This window comes from Erwinia sp. S38, assembly GCF_016624545.1.
Lineage (GTDB): Bacteria > Pseudomonadota > Gammaproteobacteria > Enterobacterales > Enterobacteriaceae > Erwinia > Erwinia coffeiphila.
This window is the reverse complement of the sequence record NZ_JACVTS010000011.1, coordinates 123,386-140,922: the sequence shown is the minus strand read 5'-3', so window position 1 is coordinate 140,922 and position 17,537 is coordinate 123,386. Positions and strand designations below refer to the sequence as shown.

Here is a 17,537-nt window from a genome sequence, read left to right as displayed (position 1 = left end):
CCAACGTATGACGACCTATAAATTCCCGTTGACATCCGCTAACGTCACGCGATTTTTCGTGCTGTTTATTCTGCTATTGCTGCTGGCATCCGGCTTTATGATTCAGAATGCGGTGAGTGCCTGGCTTACGGCCAGGCACTACGTGATGAATGATATTACTCACGCCATGCAGAAACGCATTGATACTTATCGTTTTGCTACCTGGCAGATTTATGAAAATCTGGCGGCGACCGCAGCGGGCACAGCGCCTTCCGAAAGCTTACAGGAAACCCGACTGCGTCCTGATGTCTACGCACTGGAAAAGAACCGGCGCAAAACGGAGGCGCTGATTTTCGGCTCGCACGACAGCAGCACGCTGGATATGTCGCAGCGCATGTCCAACTATCTGGATACCCTCTGGGGGGCTGAAAACAGTACCTGGTCAATGTATTTCCTGAATGGTCAGGACAACAGCCTGATTCTGGTTTCAACTCTGCCACTGAAGGATATGGCAACGCGCTACAAAGATAACGCCATCAGCAATATCGTTGAGGCGCGCCGGGCGGAAATGCTCCAGCAGGCGAATGCACTGGATGAGCGCGAAAGTTTCTCTCCGCTACGGCGGTTAAGCTGGCAAAACGACCACTACTTTACTATGCGCACCACCTTCAATCAGCCCGGTCACCTGGCAACGGTAGTGGCCTTCGATCTGCCGGTGAATGACATCATTCCTGAAGCCATGCCGCTGGAAAACTTCCAGCTGCGGCAGGATACTGCGCCGGTAGCTGAAGGTAGCGACAGTGAGGATAACAGCAGTAAAGCGCGCATTAACTGGGTGAATCCCAATATAGAAATTGCGACATCGCTCTCCGGAACCCCTTTGCAGCTGGTGTATCGCGTGCCGGTGACCGAACTGGCGCTGGATACGCTGCACAATTTACTCTGGCCGCTGCTGGCGAATCTCAGCCTGCTACTGCTGTCGCTCGCCGGCTTGTTCCTGCTCCGCCAGCAGTCGCTGCGGCCGAGTGAAAATCAAAGTGCCGAACTGGAATCACTGCGTCAGCTTAACGAGGAAATTGTCGCCACGCTGCCGGTCGGCCTGTTGGTTTACGATTTTGCGAACAACCGCACGCTGCTCTGTAACAAGATTGCGGAACACCTGTTGCCGCATCTGAACCTGCAAAAAATTATCAATATGTCCGATCAGCATCAGGGCGTTTTGCAGGCGACGGTCAACAATGAAGTCTATGAAATTCGCCACGCGCGCAGTGCAATCTCTCCGCATACGCAGCTGTTTATGATGCGCGATCAGGACCGTGAACTGCTGGTTAATAAAAAACTGCAGAAGGCGCAACAGGTTCTGGATAAAAATCATCAGTCCCGGCAGCAGCTGTTACAGAATCTGGGTCATGCCCTCCAGCGTCCGCTCAGCGATGTGATTCAGCGCCTGCTGACCCTGGGCAGCGATTACGATGTGGAATCGCTTAATCACTCCCTGGAATCGGCACAGTCTCTTGAACGTCTGATCGACGATATCGTACTGCTGAATCAGCTTGAAACGCTGGACTGGGCTCCGGAAGTGGGCCTGTTTAATGTACAAACGCTGCTGGATGAACTGGCTCAGGACGTTCTGCCGATGATGCGGCGTAAAGGCTTAACGCTGATGATCGCTAATCATCTGAGCAGCGATGAACTGCGGCTGGGCGACCGTCGCGCCATGGCAAAAATCCTCTCCACGCTGATGTACTATGCTATTACCACAACAACGTGGGGGCGAGTCAGTTTGACGGTCAATACCGCCACGGATAATCGGGAACGGCTGGTGATTGATATTGTGGATACCGGTTCCGGCCTGTCGGCTGACGAAATGGCCAACACCGATTTCCCGTTCCTCGGTGAAACGCATAAAGATCGCTTTGGTCAGGCATCCGGTATGGCCTTCTTCCTTTGTAAACAGCTTTGCAAACAGCTTGGCGGCCAGCTCGATATTCATGCGACGGCGGAAATTGGCTCCCGATACAGCATTCAGCTACCGCTGCCATCCGAGCCGCAGCAGGAACAGGAAGAAAAACTGCTGGAAGGTGTGAATGCCCTGATTGATATCACTGTTGATGACGTGCGTAAAATTGTGGTGCATCAACTTGAAGACTGGGGTGCCAACTGCATTACGCCAGATGAGCGCTTCTCCGGCCAGCAGCATGATGTGCTGGTTACTGACGATCCGTCACGACTGACGCCGTGGTCATTGCTGCTTGCAGACGACGAGCCCGGCTTTACGCTGCTGGCTCACGGCCAGTATCGGGTTAATTTCAATATCAGTAGCGCAATGCAGGATGCACTGTTGCAGCTGATCGAACAACAGCTGGCACAGGAAGAGTCGGCTGAAGAAAGCACGGAACCGCAGGATTTGGCACAGCTATTCGCCAGCGGTTATTTCCAGCTATTTGTGGACACAGTTCCGGATGATGTCAGGAGGTTGTATAATGAGGCAGCAAACAGGGAATACAGTGCGCTTGCTCAGACAGCACACCGGCTTAAAGGTGTGTTTGCCATGCTCAACCTGCTCCCCGGCAAGCAGCTCTGCGAAACGTTAGAGCAGCACATCCGCGAATGTAACGATTCAAACATTAAAAATACCACCAGTGAAATTGACCATTACGTCAACGAGCTGCTGCAGCAAGGTAACCCATAAAATGAATAACCTGAATGTAATCATTGCCGACGACCATCCCATTGTCCTGTTTGGTATTCGTAAATCCCTAGAACAAATTGAATGGGTCAACGTTGTAGGGGAATTTGAAGACTCCACAAGTTTGATCAACAGCCTGTCTAAGCTTGAGGCCAACGTACTGATCACCGACCTGTCTATGCCTGGAGATAAATACGGCGACGGTATTACGCTGATCAAATACATCAAACGCCACTATCCTGACCTGTCGATTATCGTTCTGACCATGAACAATAACCCGGCAATACTGAGCGCCGTGCTGGATCTGGACATCGAAGGAATTGTGCTGAAACAGGGCGCGCCGACCGATCTGCCTAAAGCTCTTGCCGCACTGCAGAAAGGCAAAAAATATACGCCAGAGAGCGTGGCAAAGCTGCTGGAGAAAATCAGCGCGGGCGGTTACGGTGATAAACGCCTGTCGCCAAAAGAGAGCGAAGTACTGCGCCTGTTCGCAGAAGGCTTCCTGGTCACTGAAATCGCCAAGAAACTGAATCGCAGTATCAAAACCATCAGTAGCCAGAAGAAGTCAGCAATGATGAAACTGGGCGTGGAAAACGACATTGCCCTGCTGAACTACCTGTCATCCGTCAGCATGTCCTCGGTTGATAAAGAGTAAATCCTCGATGGGGCGACAGATTCAGGTCGCCCCACGTACTTTACCCCGCCCTGCCCTTTCTCACCCGCTCGGCATAAAACGCCAGTGCCTGCTGTAAAACATCCATCGTCACCGGCTTCGACAGGCAGTTATCCATTCCCGCTTCCATACAGCGCTGTTTTTCTTCTGCCAGTGCATTGGCGGTAACGCCGACCACCGGGAAGGTTTGACCCAGCTGGCGTAAACGCTGAGTCAGGCGATAGCCATCCATATTCGGCATATTAACGTCGGTTAGCACGATGTCGATTTCGCTGCGGCTGATAACGTTTAGCGCGTCGACGCCATCCTGCGCGGTTTTCACCCGATACCCCAGCGATCCCAGCTGATCCGACAGCAACATGCGGTTAATGGGGTGATCGTCTACCACCAGAATCAGAATATCGTCATTGCTCACCGCCTGCTGATCGGCTACAACCGCCTGCGACAGTTCAGCGGGAAGCTCCACCTCAACGCGGTAAATGCGCCCCAGCAGGGACACCAGCTCGTGAGGTGCGATGGTGCTGTAGATCCATCGACCGGCAATCAGCTCCTGCGGTGCTCCGTTGTGCCTGGCATCAAAGCGTATCACCGCGCGAACGTCGCTGTCCGGCTGGAAATCATGGTCGGTGATAACGACATCATCCGCTGCGTATTCGCCTTCATAGCGATGCACCTGAATACCCTGCTGCGGCAGCGAGCGGCAGAGGAAATCCGCCAGCGTGTCGTTACGTATCGCCAGCCAGCAGTGTTTATCCTGCAATCCGTCATGCAGGACCGGCGCAGCAACGTTGCTGTTATAAAGAGGGATACGAATAGTAAACTGGCTTCCCATACCCGGTTCGGAATCCACCTCAATATCGCCATCCATCATATTGATTAGTTTTTCACAGATCGCCAGCCCAAGCCCGGTTCCCTGGAAATTACGCTGCACGCCGCTGCCGACCTGGAAGAATGGATCGAACAGCTTGATGACTTCTTTACCCGGTATTCCCACACCGGTATCACGCACGCGGAATGCCAGATAGCCATCGCGCACGTATACATGCAGGATGATGCCGCCGGTATGAGTGAATTTAATGGCATTATTGAGCAGGTTTGAAAGCACCTGTTGCAGACGCATCGGATCGCCGTTCAGCGTTACCGGAACATCATTGTCGATAAAACACCACAGCGTCAGGCGCTTCTTAATCACCATCGCCAGATAGTTAGAGGTGATATGGGTGACCACTTCGCGTGGGGAAAACTCACGCGGTTCAATTTTCAACTGTTCCGATTCAATTTTGGAGAAGTCCAGGATGTCGCTGATGATCTTCAGCAGCAGACTGGAAGAGTTGTTCATCGCGGTGACCAGCGACTCCACCCCCTGTGGCAGACTTTTGGTTTGCAGCAGATCGAGGTTGCCGATAATGCCATAAAGCGGCGTACGCAGTTCGTGGCTCACGGTGGCCAGGAACATCGACTTGGACTGGCTGGCCTGCTCCGCCGCCTGCGCCATCTCCTGCAGCGACTCTTCCATTTTCACGCGTGCGCTGACATCCACCAGCACGCAGATGGCGACGTTCTCGTTACGGTAGCGAGAGTGAACGAAGCTAATTTGCAGGTTGGTATTACTGCCGGTCAGTACATCCACCAGATTGGCCTGCTGGCCGCAGATAATTTCAGTCAGCCGCTGGCGATCTTCCTGCGTCAGGATAGTGAGATAATTATGCGCCAGCTCGTTACTGAGGATGTTGGTGCCGTCGCTGGTCCGCAGGATACAGATCCCTACCGGGGCGGAAGCCACAATTTTACGGTTAAACTGCTCGTGTTCTTCCAGCCGATGGGCGTTATCTTCCGCCGGTAAAAACATCCGCCGCTCAAGCAGCCAGGCCAGAGTAAACAGCAGCAGTGCGCTAATCAGATTCAGCAGCACGGCATTAACGATCAGGATTTTAAGCTGCTCCACCATCACATCGGTGGGAACGGAGTACACGACGCTCAGCGACGAAGGCGGCAGGCTTTTTTTCATGATCAGCTGCTTATAGCCCTGAACATAGCCGAACCAGGCATCATCGTCCGGTAAATCGTCGGATGAAAACGACGGGCCGCCACGAGCGGAAGAGAGCACCCGCTGATTATCTTCATCAACCAGAGTGACCGTCACCGGCAGGCTGCCCGGAGTGATAAAATCTTCCATACGAATAGACTGCTCAATGCCAAGCAGCGCAGCAACTTTGTTCGCGATGTAAACCGGGGTAATCATGTAGTAATAACCCACGCCGGGCTGAGCTGTCGGAGCTACCCAGAAGACGCTGCTTTTCCGCTCGTCTTCATTACCATTGCGGTACTTAAGAATACGTTCATTCAGCAGCTTTAATGCTCTTTCACGGTCTACCGAGGCGTTACCGACGCCAAAGTCCGCCAGACACTGGCTTTCGCCCCCCACGAAGAACACCCGGTTCAGATCGTAGGCCGTCGCAAAATTATCCTTCCAGTAGTGCAGGAAGTAGCTGAGGGATTCAAGCGAACTGCGCCACGTGTTACTCATCGCACTGCAGTCAGAGTCGGCATACAGCGGATAAAATTGTGGCGTGGCGGTTTTACCGGGAAACACACCGCTTAACACATCAAGCCCGTTATTGGCGGCATTAAGCCGGTTCTCAGCAATAAACTTCAACTCGCGGGTCACATCTGCGGAGTGCCGGACATACCACTGCGTTTGATCGTAGCTGGTATTAAACTCCTGACGGACCTGCGATTCTCTTTCATGCAGTACGTTGATAATGTAAAACGCGGTCAGCAGCGCGCCGAGCGTCCACAGCATCAACGCCAGCGCGCGGAACAGATAGCGGGAAATGCGTAACGTGGTGCGGAAAGAGACGAGATATTTCAAATGGAACCCACTGACGTCCAAAACAGGCTGATGATAGCAAACGTGCCGATACAGTAGCGCCAGCCTGCTAAAAAAGCCAGTTTGCACCGCAGGCTCAGCGCGTTAATTCAGTCTGTTCCGAGGCGGATTTACGCCACTCCGATGGCGTTGTGCCACAAACGCGGCGAAATTCACGATTAAAGTTGGATTTTGTCAGAAACCCGACCTCTTCCATAATCTCAATCACGGTTCCGTCTTCCCGGCGCAGGTGCTCGCAGGCCTCCCTAATCCGCCAACCGTTGACATATTGCGACACGCTTTGCTGGCGTAGCGCATTAATCGCCGCCGAAACGCGCCGCGCCGGGATGCCGGCTTTACGCGCCAGCAGCGCCAGATTCAAATCTGTCCGCCGGTAAAGACCTTCCTGCATCAGCCGCTCAATGCCGATAAAAATATCATGGTCACCGGTATCGGGCTGCCTCGGCAAAACGGGTTCTGGCTGCATGGGGTTGGCCGGGGCCAACACCAGCGACAACGATAAAACAGCACAAACCAGCAGATTACCGCAGAACAGCAACAGCTGGACCCCTGCCCCACTGGCAAAGTTAACCAACAGTGAAACGGCCACATCCAACAGCGCCACCGCGATAAGCATGATTGCCAGCCAACGCCAGGTTTTAACAGTAGGAACACTGCGCTCCAGCGCCACCGTTGGCAGCACGTCGCTGCCCGCTTTGAGGGAAGTTAACATCAAACCAGCACAGGCGAACCAGATAACCGGCATCAGTACATCAATCGCCTGCGGGAAACCGGTGACGGTCGCCGCCATCAGCAGTGCAGGCAGCAGGCTCAGCCCGTATCTCAGCGGTTTAGCCTGCTGCTCCCGGAGCGCCAGCAGGCAGGCAAGCGGCAGCATGGCACCGGTAACCGGTTGCAGCTTATGCCAGATAGCGCTATCCAGGAGCGTACTGATTCCGGCGTTCAGACTGTGGATCAGACACAGCAGCAACAATCCACGCCACACCCAACCGGCCTGCCAGCGTTTAACCAACAACAGCAGACAAATCAGACTCAGAAAAAAATTAATCGGTATCAACATAGGACTCTATCGCGATCGAGGACGCCAGGCGCCGCTAACAAGCTGATAATCAGACCTTTATACACAAGGAGAAAAATTAATGCGCCTGTTTATTTACCTGGTACTTTTACTTATTCCCGTTAGCGGCTGGAGCTACAGTGTGGGAAACCGGCTGGAAACGCTGGAAAACGTCTCCCCGGGGCGGGATCTGAAAGTACGAATATTTTATCCCACCACTAGCAACGGCGAGCCACAGCTGCTGGGCAGCAATAGGGTTTTTACCGGCTATAAAGCGATCCCCGATGCCCCGATAGCCAGCGGCCGTTTCCCGCTGATTTTATTAAGTCACGGCAGCGGGGGAAATAATACCAGCCTTGCCTGGCTTGCTACGGCGCTGGCAGAACGCGGCGCTATCGTCGTGGCGGCCAGTCACCCCGGAAGCACCACCGGGGATTCGCGGCCTGAAACGGATTTGACGCTGCAAACCCGCGATTTGTCGTTGATGCTTGACCACTATCTTGCAGCTGGCGTCTGGAAGAACAGCATTGATGTAAGCAAAATAGGCGCGACAGGCCACTCCAAAGGCGGTTACAGCGTGCTGGCACTGGCGGGCGGATTGATTAACCGCCAGCGCTTAACGCATTACTGCGAGGATATGCCGCAGATGCCGGACTGTCGTTTTTACAAGCAAAACGGAATACAGCTGGAGAAAACTGAGGATGCCCGCCTCTCGGCCAGCTATCGCGATTCGCGAATCACCTTCGCTATCGCACTCGATCCGGGGATGAGCTATGTCTTAACGCCGGAAAGCCTGGAGGTCATTTCCATTCCGGTACTGACCCTTGCCGCAGGCTATTACAGTCGGCCAACGGGAAAAATGACGCTGGGGACAGAGGAAATACACACGCCACGCCAGATCATGCCACAGGCCGGGCACTTTGATTTCCTGCCGGTCTGCCAGCCGACGGCGGAGAAGATTCTGGCCGAAGAGGGAGAAGCGTTTATCTGCGATACTCCCGCCGCAGAGCGGGAGCGGATTCACCAGCAGACGATAACCGCAGTCACGGAATTTATACAGCAGGCGGGGATTGAAACTAACGCAACACAGCCTTAACGGCTAAATGCAGAGGGGTATTTCTGCGTAACGTCTTCCAGTCTTAAATTTTTGGCAATAAAAAAGCCGGTTCATCTGAACCGGCTTCTCAAATAACTACAGCATCAACGATTACTCGTCATCTGCCTCAGTAGCATCATCGTCATTATCCACTTCCGGGGCGATCTCATCATCCCCTTCCGCAACGCTGCCGTCGATGGCATCCAGCTCTTCTTCCGCAACCGGCTCGGCTACACGCTGCAGCCCCACCACGTTTTCTTCTTCCGCAGTACGGATCAGAATAACGCCCTGAGTGTTACGGCCAACCACGCTGACTTCCGAAACGCGCGTACGCACCAGCGTACCGGCATCGGTAATCATCATGATCTGATCGCTGTCGACAACCTGCACTGCACCGATCACCGGTCCGTTACGTTCGGTCACTTTGATCGAAATAACACCCTGCGTTGCGCGCGACTTGGTTGGATATTCGGTGTTCGCTGTACGCTTACCGTAACCGTTCTGGGTCACCGTCAGAATCGCACCATCATCGCGAGGAACGATCAGAGACACCACGCGATCGCCTTCGGCAAGCTTGATGCCGCGCACGCCGGAAGCGGTACGACCCATGGCACGCACGGCGCTTTCCGCGAAGCGCACCACTTTACCCGCGGCGGAGAACAGCATCGCTTCATCGCTACCGTTGGTCAGCGATACGCCGATCAGTTCGTCATCATCACGCAGGTTGACGGCAATAATACCGGCGCTGCGAGGACGGCTGAATTCGGTCAGGGCGGTTTTCTTCACGGTACCGCTGGCGGTAGCCATAAAGATATTCCAGCCTTCGGCGTATTCACGCACCGGCAGAATCGCGGTGATACGCTCATTGGCCTCAAGCGGCAGCAGGTTGACGATCGGACGCCCACGCGCGCCACGGCTGGCTTCCGGCAGCTGGTAAACCTTCATCCAGTAGAGACGGCCACGGCTGGAGAAGCACAGAATGGTATCGTGCGTGTTGGCCACCAGCAGACGGTCAATAAAGTCTTCTTCTTTGATGCGCGCGGCCGATTTACCTTTACCACCACGGCGCTGAGCTTCGTAGTCGCTTAGCGGCTGGTACTTGACGTAGCCCTGGTGCGACAGGGTGACCACCACATCTTCCTGAGTGATCAGGTCTTCGATGTTGATGTCGGCGCTGTTAGCGGTAATTTCGGTACGGCGCTTATCGCCGAACTGATCGCGGATCAGCTCCAGCTCTTCGCGGATCACTTCCATCAGGCGCTCGGCGCTTTCCAGAATGCGCAGCAGTTCAGCGATCTGCATCAGCAGCTCTTTGTACTCATCCAGCAGTTTTTCATGCTCAAGGCCGGTCAGTTTCTGCAGACGCAGATCCAGAATCGCCTGAGCCTGCTGCTCGGTGAGGTAGTACTGACCGTCGCGAATACCGTACTGCTCTTCCAGCCATTCCGGACGCGCTGCGTTGTCGCCGGCGCGTTCGAGCATGGCGGACACATTGCCCAGCTCCCACGAACGAGCAATCAGCCCCGCTTTTGCTTCAGCAGGCGATGCCGCACGACGGATCAGTTCAATGATCGGGTCGATGTTGGCCAGCGCCACGGCCAGCGCTTCAAGGATGTGCGCACGATCGCGAGCCTTGCGCAGTTCGAAGATGGTGCGGCGGGTAATCACTTCACGGCGGTGACGCACGAAGGCTTCGAGAATATCCTTCAGCGGCATAATTTTTGGCTGGCCCTGATGCAGTGCCACCATGTTAATGCCGAAGGAAGTTTGCAGCTGGGTCAGCGAGTAGAGGTTGTTCAGAACCACTTCACCGACCGCATCGCGTTTCACTTCGATCACGATGCGCATGCCGTCTTTATCGGACTCATCGCGCAGCGCGCTGATACCTTCAAGACGCTTTTCTTTCACCAGCTCGGCAATTTTCTCGATCAGGCGCGCTTTGTTCACCTGATACGGAATTTCGTGCACGATGATGGTTTCACGGCCGGTTTTGGCATCGGCTTCTACGTCAGCACGTGCGCGGATGTAGATCTTGCCGCGACCGGTGCGGTAGGCCTCTTCAATGCCGCGACGGCCATTGATGATTGCCGCCGTCGGGAAGTCCGGCCCCGGGATGTGCTCCATCAGGCCTTCAACGCTGATGTTTTCATCTTCAATAAACGCCAGGCAGGCATTGATGACTTCGGTCAGGTTGTGCGGCGGAATATTCGTCGCCATCCCCACGGCAATACCGGAAGAACCGTTTACCAGCAGGTTAGGCACTCGCGTTGGCATCACTTCCGGGATCTGCTCGGTGCCATCATAGTTTGGCACAAAATCGACGGTCTCTTTTTCCAGATCCGCCAGCAGCTCGTGGGCGATTTTAGACATGCGCACTTCGGTATAACGCATCGCTGCAGCGGAGTCGCCGTCGACGGAACCGAAGTTACCCTGACCATCTACCAGCATATAGCGCAGGGAGAACGGCTGTGCCATACGCACAATGGTGTCATACACGGCGGTGTCGCCATGCGGGTGATATTTACCGATAACGTCGCCGACAACACGGGCGGATTTTTTATACGGTTTATTCCAGTCGTTACCGAGAACGTTCATGGCGTAAAGCACGCGGCGGTGAACCGGCTTCAGGCCATCGCGAACGTCTGGTAATGCGCGGCCAACGATGACCGACATGGCATAATCAAGGTAAGAGTTCTTTAACTCTTCCTCGATATTAACCGGTGTGATTTCTCTGGCTAGGTCGCTCATGGAGCCGCTATCCCTCTAGATTATTCCCGGATTCAAAGGTGCGAAAGTATATCACACTGCGCCCAGGTGGTGAACGGAAAGCGTCAGTTTGGCCGCTTTATTGCATTCTCAGGTCGCTCTGGCCCGCAGTGGTGCCCACAGGCACGGCGAAACATGTATACTGCAGCAAACTTTGGCTGGAGTAATAACCCAATGAATAAAGAACAAAACGGGGCCGCGCAGAACGTTGATAGCGGTGAAATTGCTAAATTTGAAGCCGTTGCTTCGCGCTGGTGGGATCTGGAAGGCGAGTTCAAACCGCTGCACCGCATCAACCCGCTGCGCCTGGGCTATATTGCGCAGCATGCCGGGGGCCTGTTCGGTAAAAAGATCCTCGACGTCGGCTGCGGCGGCGGCATTCTTGCGGAAAGCATGGCGCGTGAAGGCGCGAACGTTACCGGCCTGGATATGGGGGCCGAGCCGCTGCAGGTTGCTCGCCTGCACGCGCTGGAAAGCGGCGTAAAAATTGATTATATCCAGCAGCTGGTTGAAGAGCATGCCGAACAGTTTGCCGGACAGTACGATGTGGTGACCTGCATGGAGATGCTGGAACACGTCCCCGATCCGCGCTCGGTGGTTCACGCCTGCGCTAAGCTGGTGAAGCCGGGTGGTGAAGTGTTCTTCTCGACGATTAACCGCAACAGCAAAGCCTGGCTGATGGCGATTGTCGGCGCGGAATACATTTTGCGCATGGTGCCGCGCGGCACGCATGATATCAAGAAGCTGATTCGCCCCGCCGAGTTGCTGAACTGGGTGGATGAAACCACACTGCGCGAACGCCATATGATTGGCCTGCACTACAACCCGCTGACTAACCACTTCAAGCTGGCCCCGGGTGTGGATGTTAATTACATGGTCCATACGCACCGCGTGGAGTAAAATTTCTACCCCGGTCGATTGGCCGGGGCTGTTTACCTTTCATCCTCTGCCTGAAATCCCGCACTATCGCCACAACTTCAGAGCCAAAAAAATCTGGAAATTTCAACGCTGGACAATATTTCCGCGCTCGATCATATTTCTAAAAAAAATCTTTTTCCATTGACATGGACCCTGGGCCTTGAGAAACGCGGACTTAGCCAAAAAAGGTGCCAACGGACAGTAATTTTTCGTGAAAATCAAGCCTTGTTAACCACACGAAAGTTACTAGAATACTCACCATATTGTTATCCAGTCTTCTCTCACCCCCTATATGTAGTGTTTATCCACAGAGTTACTCACAACGAGCAAGCTGTGCATAAACGTGGGGATTATTTGTTTAAAACAGGTAAAACGCGACATGAATCAGAGTCTGCTTGTCACTAAGCGCGATGGCCGTACCGAACGCATCGATCTAGATAAAATCCACCGTGTGCTCGATTGGGCTGCCGAAGGGCTGCAAAATGTCTCCGTCTCCCAGGTTGAACTGCGTTCGCATATCCAGTTCTACGAAGGTATTCGCACGTCTGATATCCATGAAACGATTATCAAGTCTGCGGCCGACCTGATTTCCCGCGATGCGCCTGATTACCAGTACATGGCCGCCCGCCTGGCGATTTTCCACCTGCGTAAAAAAGCCTACGGCCAGTTTGAGCCGCCGAAGCTGATCGACCAGGTGACGCGTATGGTTGAGATGGGCAAATACGATCGCCACCTGCTGGAAGACTACAGCCGCGAAGAGTTCGAGCAGATGGACGGCTTTATCGACCACTGGCGTGATATGAACTTCTCCTACGCCGCGGTTAAGCAGCTGGAAGGCAAGTATCTGGTGCAGAACCGTGTGAGCGGTGAAATCTATGAAAGCGCCCAGTTCCTTTATATCCTGGTTGCTGCCTGCCTGTTCTCCGGCTATCCGCGTGAAACGCGTCTGGACTACGTTAAGCGTTTCTACGATGCGATCTCTACCTTCAAGATCTCGCTGCCAACACCGATCATGTCCGGCGTGCGTACCCCAACCCGTCAGTTCAGCTCCTGCGTGCTGATTGAGTGCGGCGACAGCCTGGATTCGATTAACGCCACCTCCAGCGCAATCGTGAAATACGTTTCTCAGCGTGCCGGCATCGGCATCAACGCGGGCCGTATCCGCGCGCTGGGCAGCCCGATCCGCGGCGGTGAAGCCTTCCACACCGGCTGTATTCCGTTCTATAAGCACTTCCAGACCGCCGTGAAGTCCTGTTCTCAGGGCGGCGTGCGCGGCGGTGCGGCGACGCTGTTCTATCCAATGTGGCATCTGGAAGTGGAAAGCCTGCTGGTGTTGAAAAACAACCGCGGCGTGGAAGGCAACCGCGTACGTCATATGGACTACGGCGTGCAGCTTAACAAGCTGATGTATCAGCGCCTGCTGAAGGGTGAAGAGATTACCCTGTTCAGCCCGTCCGACGTGCCGGGCCTGTACGATGCTTTCTTCGCCGATCAGGATGAATTCGAACGCCTGTACACCAAATATGAGAAAGACGACAGCATCCGCAAGCAGCGCGTCAAAGCGGTCGACCTGTTCTCACTGATGATGCAGGAACGCGCGTCTACCGGCCGTATCTACATTCAGAACGTTGACCACTGCAACACCCACAGCCCGTTCGATCCGGCTATCGCGCCTGTCCGCCAGTCCAACCTGTGCCTGGAAATCGCGCTGCCGACCAAACCGCTGCTGGACGTTAACGACGAAAACGGTGAGATTGCGCTGTGTACGCTTTCCGCATTCAACCTGGGTGCGATTGAAAGCCTTGACGACCTGCGCGAGCTGGCAACTCTGGCGGTACGTGCGCTGGATGCCCTGCTGGATTATCAGGATTATCCAATCCCGGCGGCTAAACGCGGTGCCATGGGTCGCCGTACCCTCGGTATTGGCGTGATCAACTTCGCCTACTACCTGGCGAAAAACGGCGTGCGCTACTCCGACGGCAGCGCAAATAACCTGACGCATAAAACCTTTGAAGCCATTCAGTACTGGCTGCTCAAGGCTTCTAACGATCTGGCGATCGAACAGGGTGCCTGCCCGTGGTTTAACGAAACCACCTATGCTCAGGGTATTCTGCCGATTGATACCTACAAGAAAGATCTCGATGCGATCAGTAACGAACCGCTGCATTTGGACTGGGAAGCGCTGCGTGAGTCGATCAAAACTCACGGCCTGCGTAACTCCACGCTGTCTGCTCTGATGCCGTCTGAAACCTCTTCGCAGATTTCTAACGCCACCAACGGTATTGAACCACCGCGCGGCCATATCAGTATCAAAGCGTCTAAAGACGGTATTCTGCGCCAGGTGGTACCGGAGTATGAGCGTCTGAAAGACAACTATGAACTGCTGTGGGAAATGCCGAACAACGATGGTTATCTGCAGCTGGTGGGTCTGATGCAGAAGTTTATCGATCAGGCGATTTCATCCAACACCAACTATGACCCGACGCGCTTCGCTAACGGTAAGGTGCCGATGAAGCAGCTGCTGAAAGATCTGCTTACCGCCTATAAGTTCGGCGTGAAAACGCTGTACTACCAGAACACCCGTGATGGTGCGGAAGATGCGCAGGATGACCTGGCACCTTCAATCCAGGATGACGGCTGCGAAAGCGGCGCCTGCAAAATCTAATCTTCAGGGGGCCATCTGCTGGCCCCCTCCCTGATTTCCTGTAGCACGACTCAGCTACCACGACGGATTATTATTTATGGCTTACACCACATTTTCGCAGAACAAAAATGACCAGCTGCTGGAGCCGATGTTTTTTGGCCAGTCGGTCAACGTTGCCCGCTACGATCAGCAAAAGTACGATATCTTTGAAAAGCTGATTGAAAAGCAGCTCTCCTTCTTCTGGCGTCCGGAAGAAGTGGACGTTTCGCGCGATCGCATCGACTATCAGGCGCTGCCGGATCACGAAAAGCATATTTTCATCAGTAACCTGAAGTACCAGACGCTGCTGGACTCGATTCAGGGACGCAGCCCGAACGTGGCGCTGCTGCCGCTGATCTCGATCCCTGAACTGGAAACCTGGGTAGAAACCTGGGCGTTCTCAGAAACGATCCATTCACGTTCCTACACCCATATCATCCGCAATATCGTTAACGATCCGGCCGTGGTCTTTGACGACATCGTCGCTAACGAGCAGATCCTCTCCCGCGCGAAGGATATCTCTGGCTACTACGACGATCTGATCGAGATGACCAGCTACTGGCATCTGCTGGGTGAAGGCACCCACGAGGTTGCCGGTAAAACCATTACCGTCAATCTGCGCGCGTTGAAAAAGCAGCTGTATATCTGCCTGATGAGCGTTAACGCGCTGGAAGCGATCCGCTTCTACGTCAGCTTCGCCTGTTCGTTTGCCTTCGCCGAGCGCGAGCTGATGGAAGGTAACGCCAAAATCATTAAGCTGATTGCCCGTGATGAAGCGCTGCATCTGACCGGCACCCAGCATATGCTGAACCTGCTGCGCAGCGGTGAAGACGATCCGGAAATGGCAGAGATTGCCGAAGAGTGCCGCCAGGAATGCTACGACCTGTTCGTACTGGCAGCCGAGCAGGAAAAAGAGTGGGCGGAATACCTGTTCAGCGGCGGCTCGATGATTGGTCTGAATAAAGATATTCTGTGGCAGTACATTGAATATATTACCAATATTCGTATGAACGCCGTGGGTCTGGACCTGCCGTTTAAGACCCGCTCAAACCCAATCCCATGGATTAACTCCTGGCTGGTATCGGACAACGTGCAGGTTGCCCCTCAGGAAGTTGAAGTCAGCTCCTATCTGGTTGGACAGATTGATGCGGAAGTGAATACCGACGATCTCAGCGACTTCGAGCTGTAAAATGCCCCGTTCGATTATTACCCTGCGTGCTTCCGGCACGCAGCTGGAGTGCAGGGAACATCATACTTCCCTGCTCGCCACACTTGAGGCAAACAAAGTCTGCGTTGAGTATCAGTGCCGGGAAGGTTACTGCGGTTCGTGTCGTACCCGCCTGCTGAAAGGCGAAGTCAGCTACGCAAGTAAACCGCTGGCGTTTATTCAGCAGGGCGAGATCCTTCCCTGCTGCTGCCAGGCTCAGGGCGATATTGAGATCGAACTGTAATTCTCCGGTTTCTTTGCGGAAAATACCGCCTTTCGGTTTCGGGCAGCCACCGCATCAGGCCGCCCGTTTTCCTCAACGGCTTTTACAGTGTTTCAACCACATCGATCCAGCCGTGACCGGTGGTCACCGTCTGGCCATTCAGCCAGCGGCGCAGCATATTCAGCGCCAGCATGGCAACCATATCCTGCCGCGCTTTCAGGCCGTGGCGGCTGACATTGAACTTCACCCGTTGTGCAAAAACGCCATCCGGCGTATTCAGCGCAAATCCCAGCGTATCCTCTTCGACACCGCCTACGATTAGCACCACCTGTGCATCGTTCTCCTGCGCCAGCACGCGACTGCGATCGGCCAGCTGCTTAAGGGACTCCGGGCGATTGGGTAAAACGTTGCCCGCATGCAGTTTTGCCCCGGCTGAAACCAGCTGCCACTGCAGCAGCCCGGCGGTGAACTGTTCGCTGACGCAGAGCGAGAGTTCACGCTCATCCAAACGCCGCGCCAGCTGCTCAGGCAGCCCTTCCAGCCCTTCGAAAATCACGCTATCACCGGCGATTTCACGCACCTGCTGCCAGAACTGTTCCATCTCGGCCAGCTTGTCCGCCGGGCCGTTGAGCTTTAGTTCAATAATCGGCATCGACGCGCGATAGCCCACCACCACACCTTCCGGCAGCGGCAGCGGCTCAATGGCAGAAGCCAGATCGCTCTCGCCGCGACCAAAAGTGGTCATTCGCAAACATAGTGGCGGTTCGGGCAGCTGAAAGCGGGATTTGAGGCGCGGCAGGATCTCGCCGTTAACCATGGTTTTAAACTCTGACGGCACGCCTGGGGTAAAGAAGATCCAGCAGCGATTCAGCTGAATAGCGAAACCACAGGCGGTGCCCACCGGGTTATCCAGCATTTCTGCACCAGCCGGGATCTCTGCCTGCTTACGGTTGCTGGGTGCCATCGGTTTGCCACGGCCGGCAAAGTACGCTTCCATTTTAGCCAGCCACTCCGGGTGGATTTGTAGCCCGACACCGGCTGCCGTTGCCGCAGCCAGCGAGCTCAGATCGTCGCTGGTCGGACCAAGGCCGCCGTTAACGATCAGCACATCGGCGATTTTACTGCGTTCGGTCAGGACATTGACCAGCTCCGGGAGGCTGTCTCCCACCGTCTGACGGCTGGTCATCGGTAAACCGTTTTCAAACAGCACGCCCGCCAGCCATGCTGCATTGGTATCAACGATCTGACCGTGCAGCACTTCGTCACCAGTGGCGAGCATTTCCACTCTTATCATTTTTATCTCCGGGTTTCTCAGGTCTTTACACTGTAAGAAGCCTGCCGGATAAAAACAATGTG

The 17,537-nt window shown here is 54.5% G+C and carries 11 protein-coding genes; 7 read left to right on the top strand and 4 right to left on the bottom strand.

The window, feature by feature from the left end; all coding sequences use genetic code 11:
* The first annotated feature begins 7 nt into the window (after nt 1-7).
* Nucleotides 8-2,671 (top strand): phosphotransferase RcsD, encoded by a 2,664-nt coding sequence (gene rcsD / locus IBT46_RS14060; protein ID WP_200546180.1) that lies wholly within the window; start codon nt 8-10, stop codon nt 2,669-2,671.
* 1 nt (nt 2,672) lies between these two features.
* Nucleotides 2,673-3,323, top strand: coding sequence for a response regulator transcription factor RcsB (gene rcsB / locus IBT46_RS14055; protein WP_105591299.1), 651 nt, complete (start codon nt 2,673-2,675; stop codon nt 3,321-3,323).
* A gap of 40 nt (nt 3,324-3,363) precedes the next feature.
* Here the strand turns inward: rcsB and rcsC are convergent, their stop codons facing one another.
* Nucleotides 3,364-6,213 carry a two-component system sensor histidine kinase RcsC gene (gene rcsC, locus IBT46_RS14050; RefSeq protein ID WP_200546179.1) on the bottom strand — a complete coding sequence of 950 codons (2,850 nt, stop codon included), beginning with the start codon at nt 6,211-6,213 and terminating at the stop codon, nt 3,364-3,366.
* Between the two features lie 94 nt (nt 6,214-6,307).
* Nucleotides 6,308-7,291, bottom strand: a complete 984-nt coding sequence (locus tag IBT46_RS14045) for an AraC family transcriptional regulator (protein ID WP_200546178.1) — start codon at nt 7,289-7,291, stop codon at nt 6,308-6,310.
* Between the two features lie 79 nt (nt 7,292-7,370).
* Between IBT46_RS14045 and IBT46_RS14040 the strand changes: the two genes are divergently transcribed.
* Complete coding sequence (locus IBT46_RS14040) at nt 7,371-8,384, top strand: hypothetical protein (protein ID WP_200546177.1); 1,014 nt, start codon at nt 7,371-7,373, stop codon at nt 8,382-8,384.
* A 111-nt stretch (nt 8,385-8,495) separates the two neighbouring features.
* On the opposite strand, the gene gyrA is transcribed toward IBT46_RS14040, so the two are convergent.
* Nucleotides 8,496-11,132, bottom strand: a complete 2,637-nt coding sequence (gyrA, locus tag IBT46_RS14035) for a DNA topoisomerase (ATP-hydrolyzing) subunit A (RefSeq protein WP_200546176.1) — start codon at nt 11,130-11,132, stop codon at nt 8,496-8,498.
* A gap of 192 nt (nt 11,133-11,324) precedes the next feature.
* Here gyrA and ubiG point away from each other — a divergent pair, with 192 nt between their 5' ends.
* The 4 genes from ubiG (at nt 11,325) to yfaE (ending at nt 16,202) form a co-directional block, all read left to right on the top strand.
* Complete coding sequence (gene ubiG, locus IBT46_RS14030; RefSeq protein WP_200546175.1) at nt 11,325-12,050, top strand: bifunctional 2-polyprenyl-6-hydroxyphenol methylase/3-demethylubiquinol 3-O-methyltransferase UbiG; 726 nt, start codon at nt 11,325-11,327, stop codon at nt 12,048-12,050.
* 397 nt (nt 12,051-12,447) lie between these two features.
* The gene (gene nrdA / locus IBT46_RS14025) at nt 12,448-14,733 is read left to right on the top strand and encodes a class 1a ribonucleoside-diphosphate reductase subunit alpha (protein WP_105591293.1); all 2,286 of its coding nucleotides are present in this window, start codon (nt 12,448-12,450) and stop codon (nt 14,731-14,733) included.
* Nucleotides 14,734-14,809: 76 nt separating this feature from the next.
* Complete coding sequence (nrdB, locus tag IBT46_RS14020) at nt 14,810-15,940, top strand: class Ia ribonucleoside-diphosphate reductase subunit beta (protein WP_200546174.1); 1,131 nt, start codon at nt 14,810-14,812, stop codon at nt 15,938-15,940.
* A gap of 1 nt (nt 15,941) precedes the next feature.
* Nucleotides 15,942-16,202 (top strand): class I ribonucleotide reductase maintenance protein YfaE, encoded by a 261-nt coding sequence (yfaE, locus tag IBT46_RS14015; RefSeq protein ID WP_200546173.1) that lies wholly within the window; start codon nt 15,942-15,944, stop codon nt 16,200-16,202.
* Nucleotides 16,203-16,284: 82 nt separating this feature from the next.
* On the opposite strand, the gene IBT46_RS14010 is transcribed toward yfaE, so the two are convergent.
* A complete protein-coding gene (locus IBT46_RS14010) occupies nt 16,285-17,475 on the bottom strand; it encodes a nicotinamide mononucleotide deamidase-related protein YfaY (RefSeq protein WP_200546172.1) in 1,191 nt (396 codons plus the stop codon).
* Between the last annotated feature and the right edge of the window lie 62 nt (nt 17,476-17,537).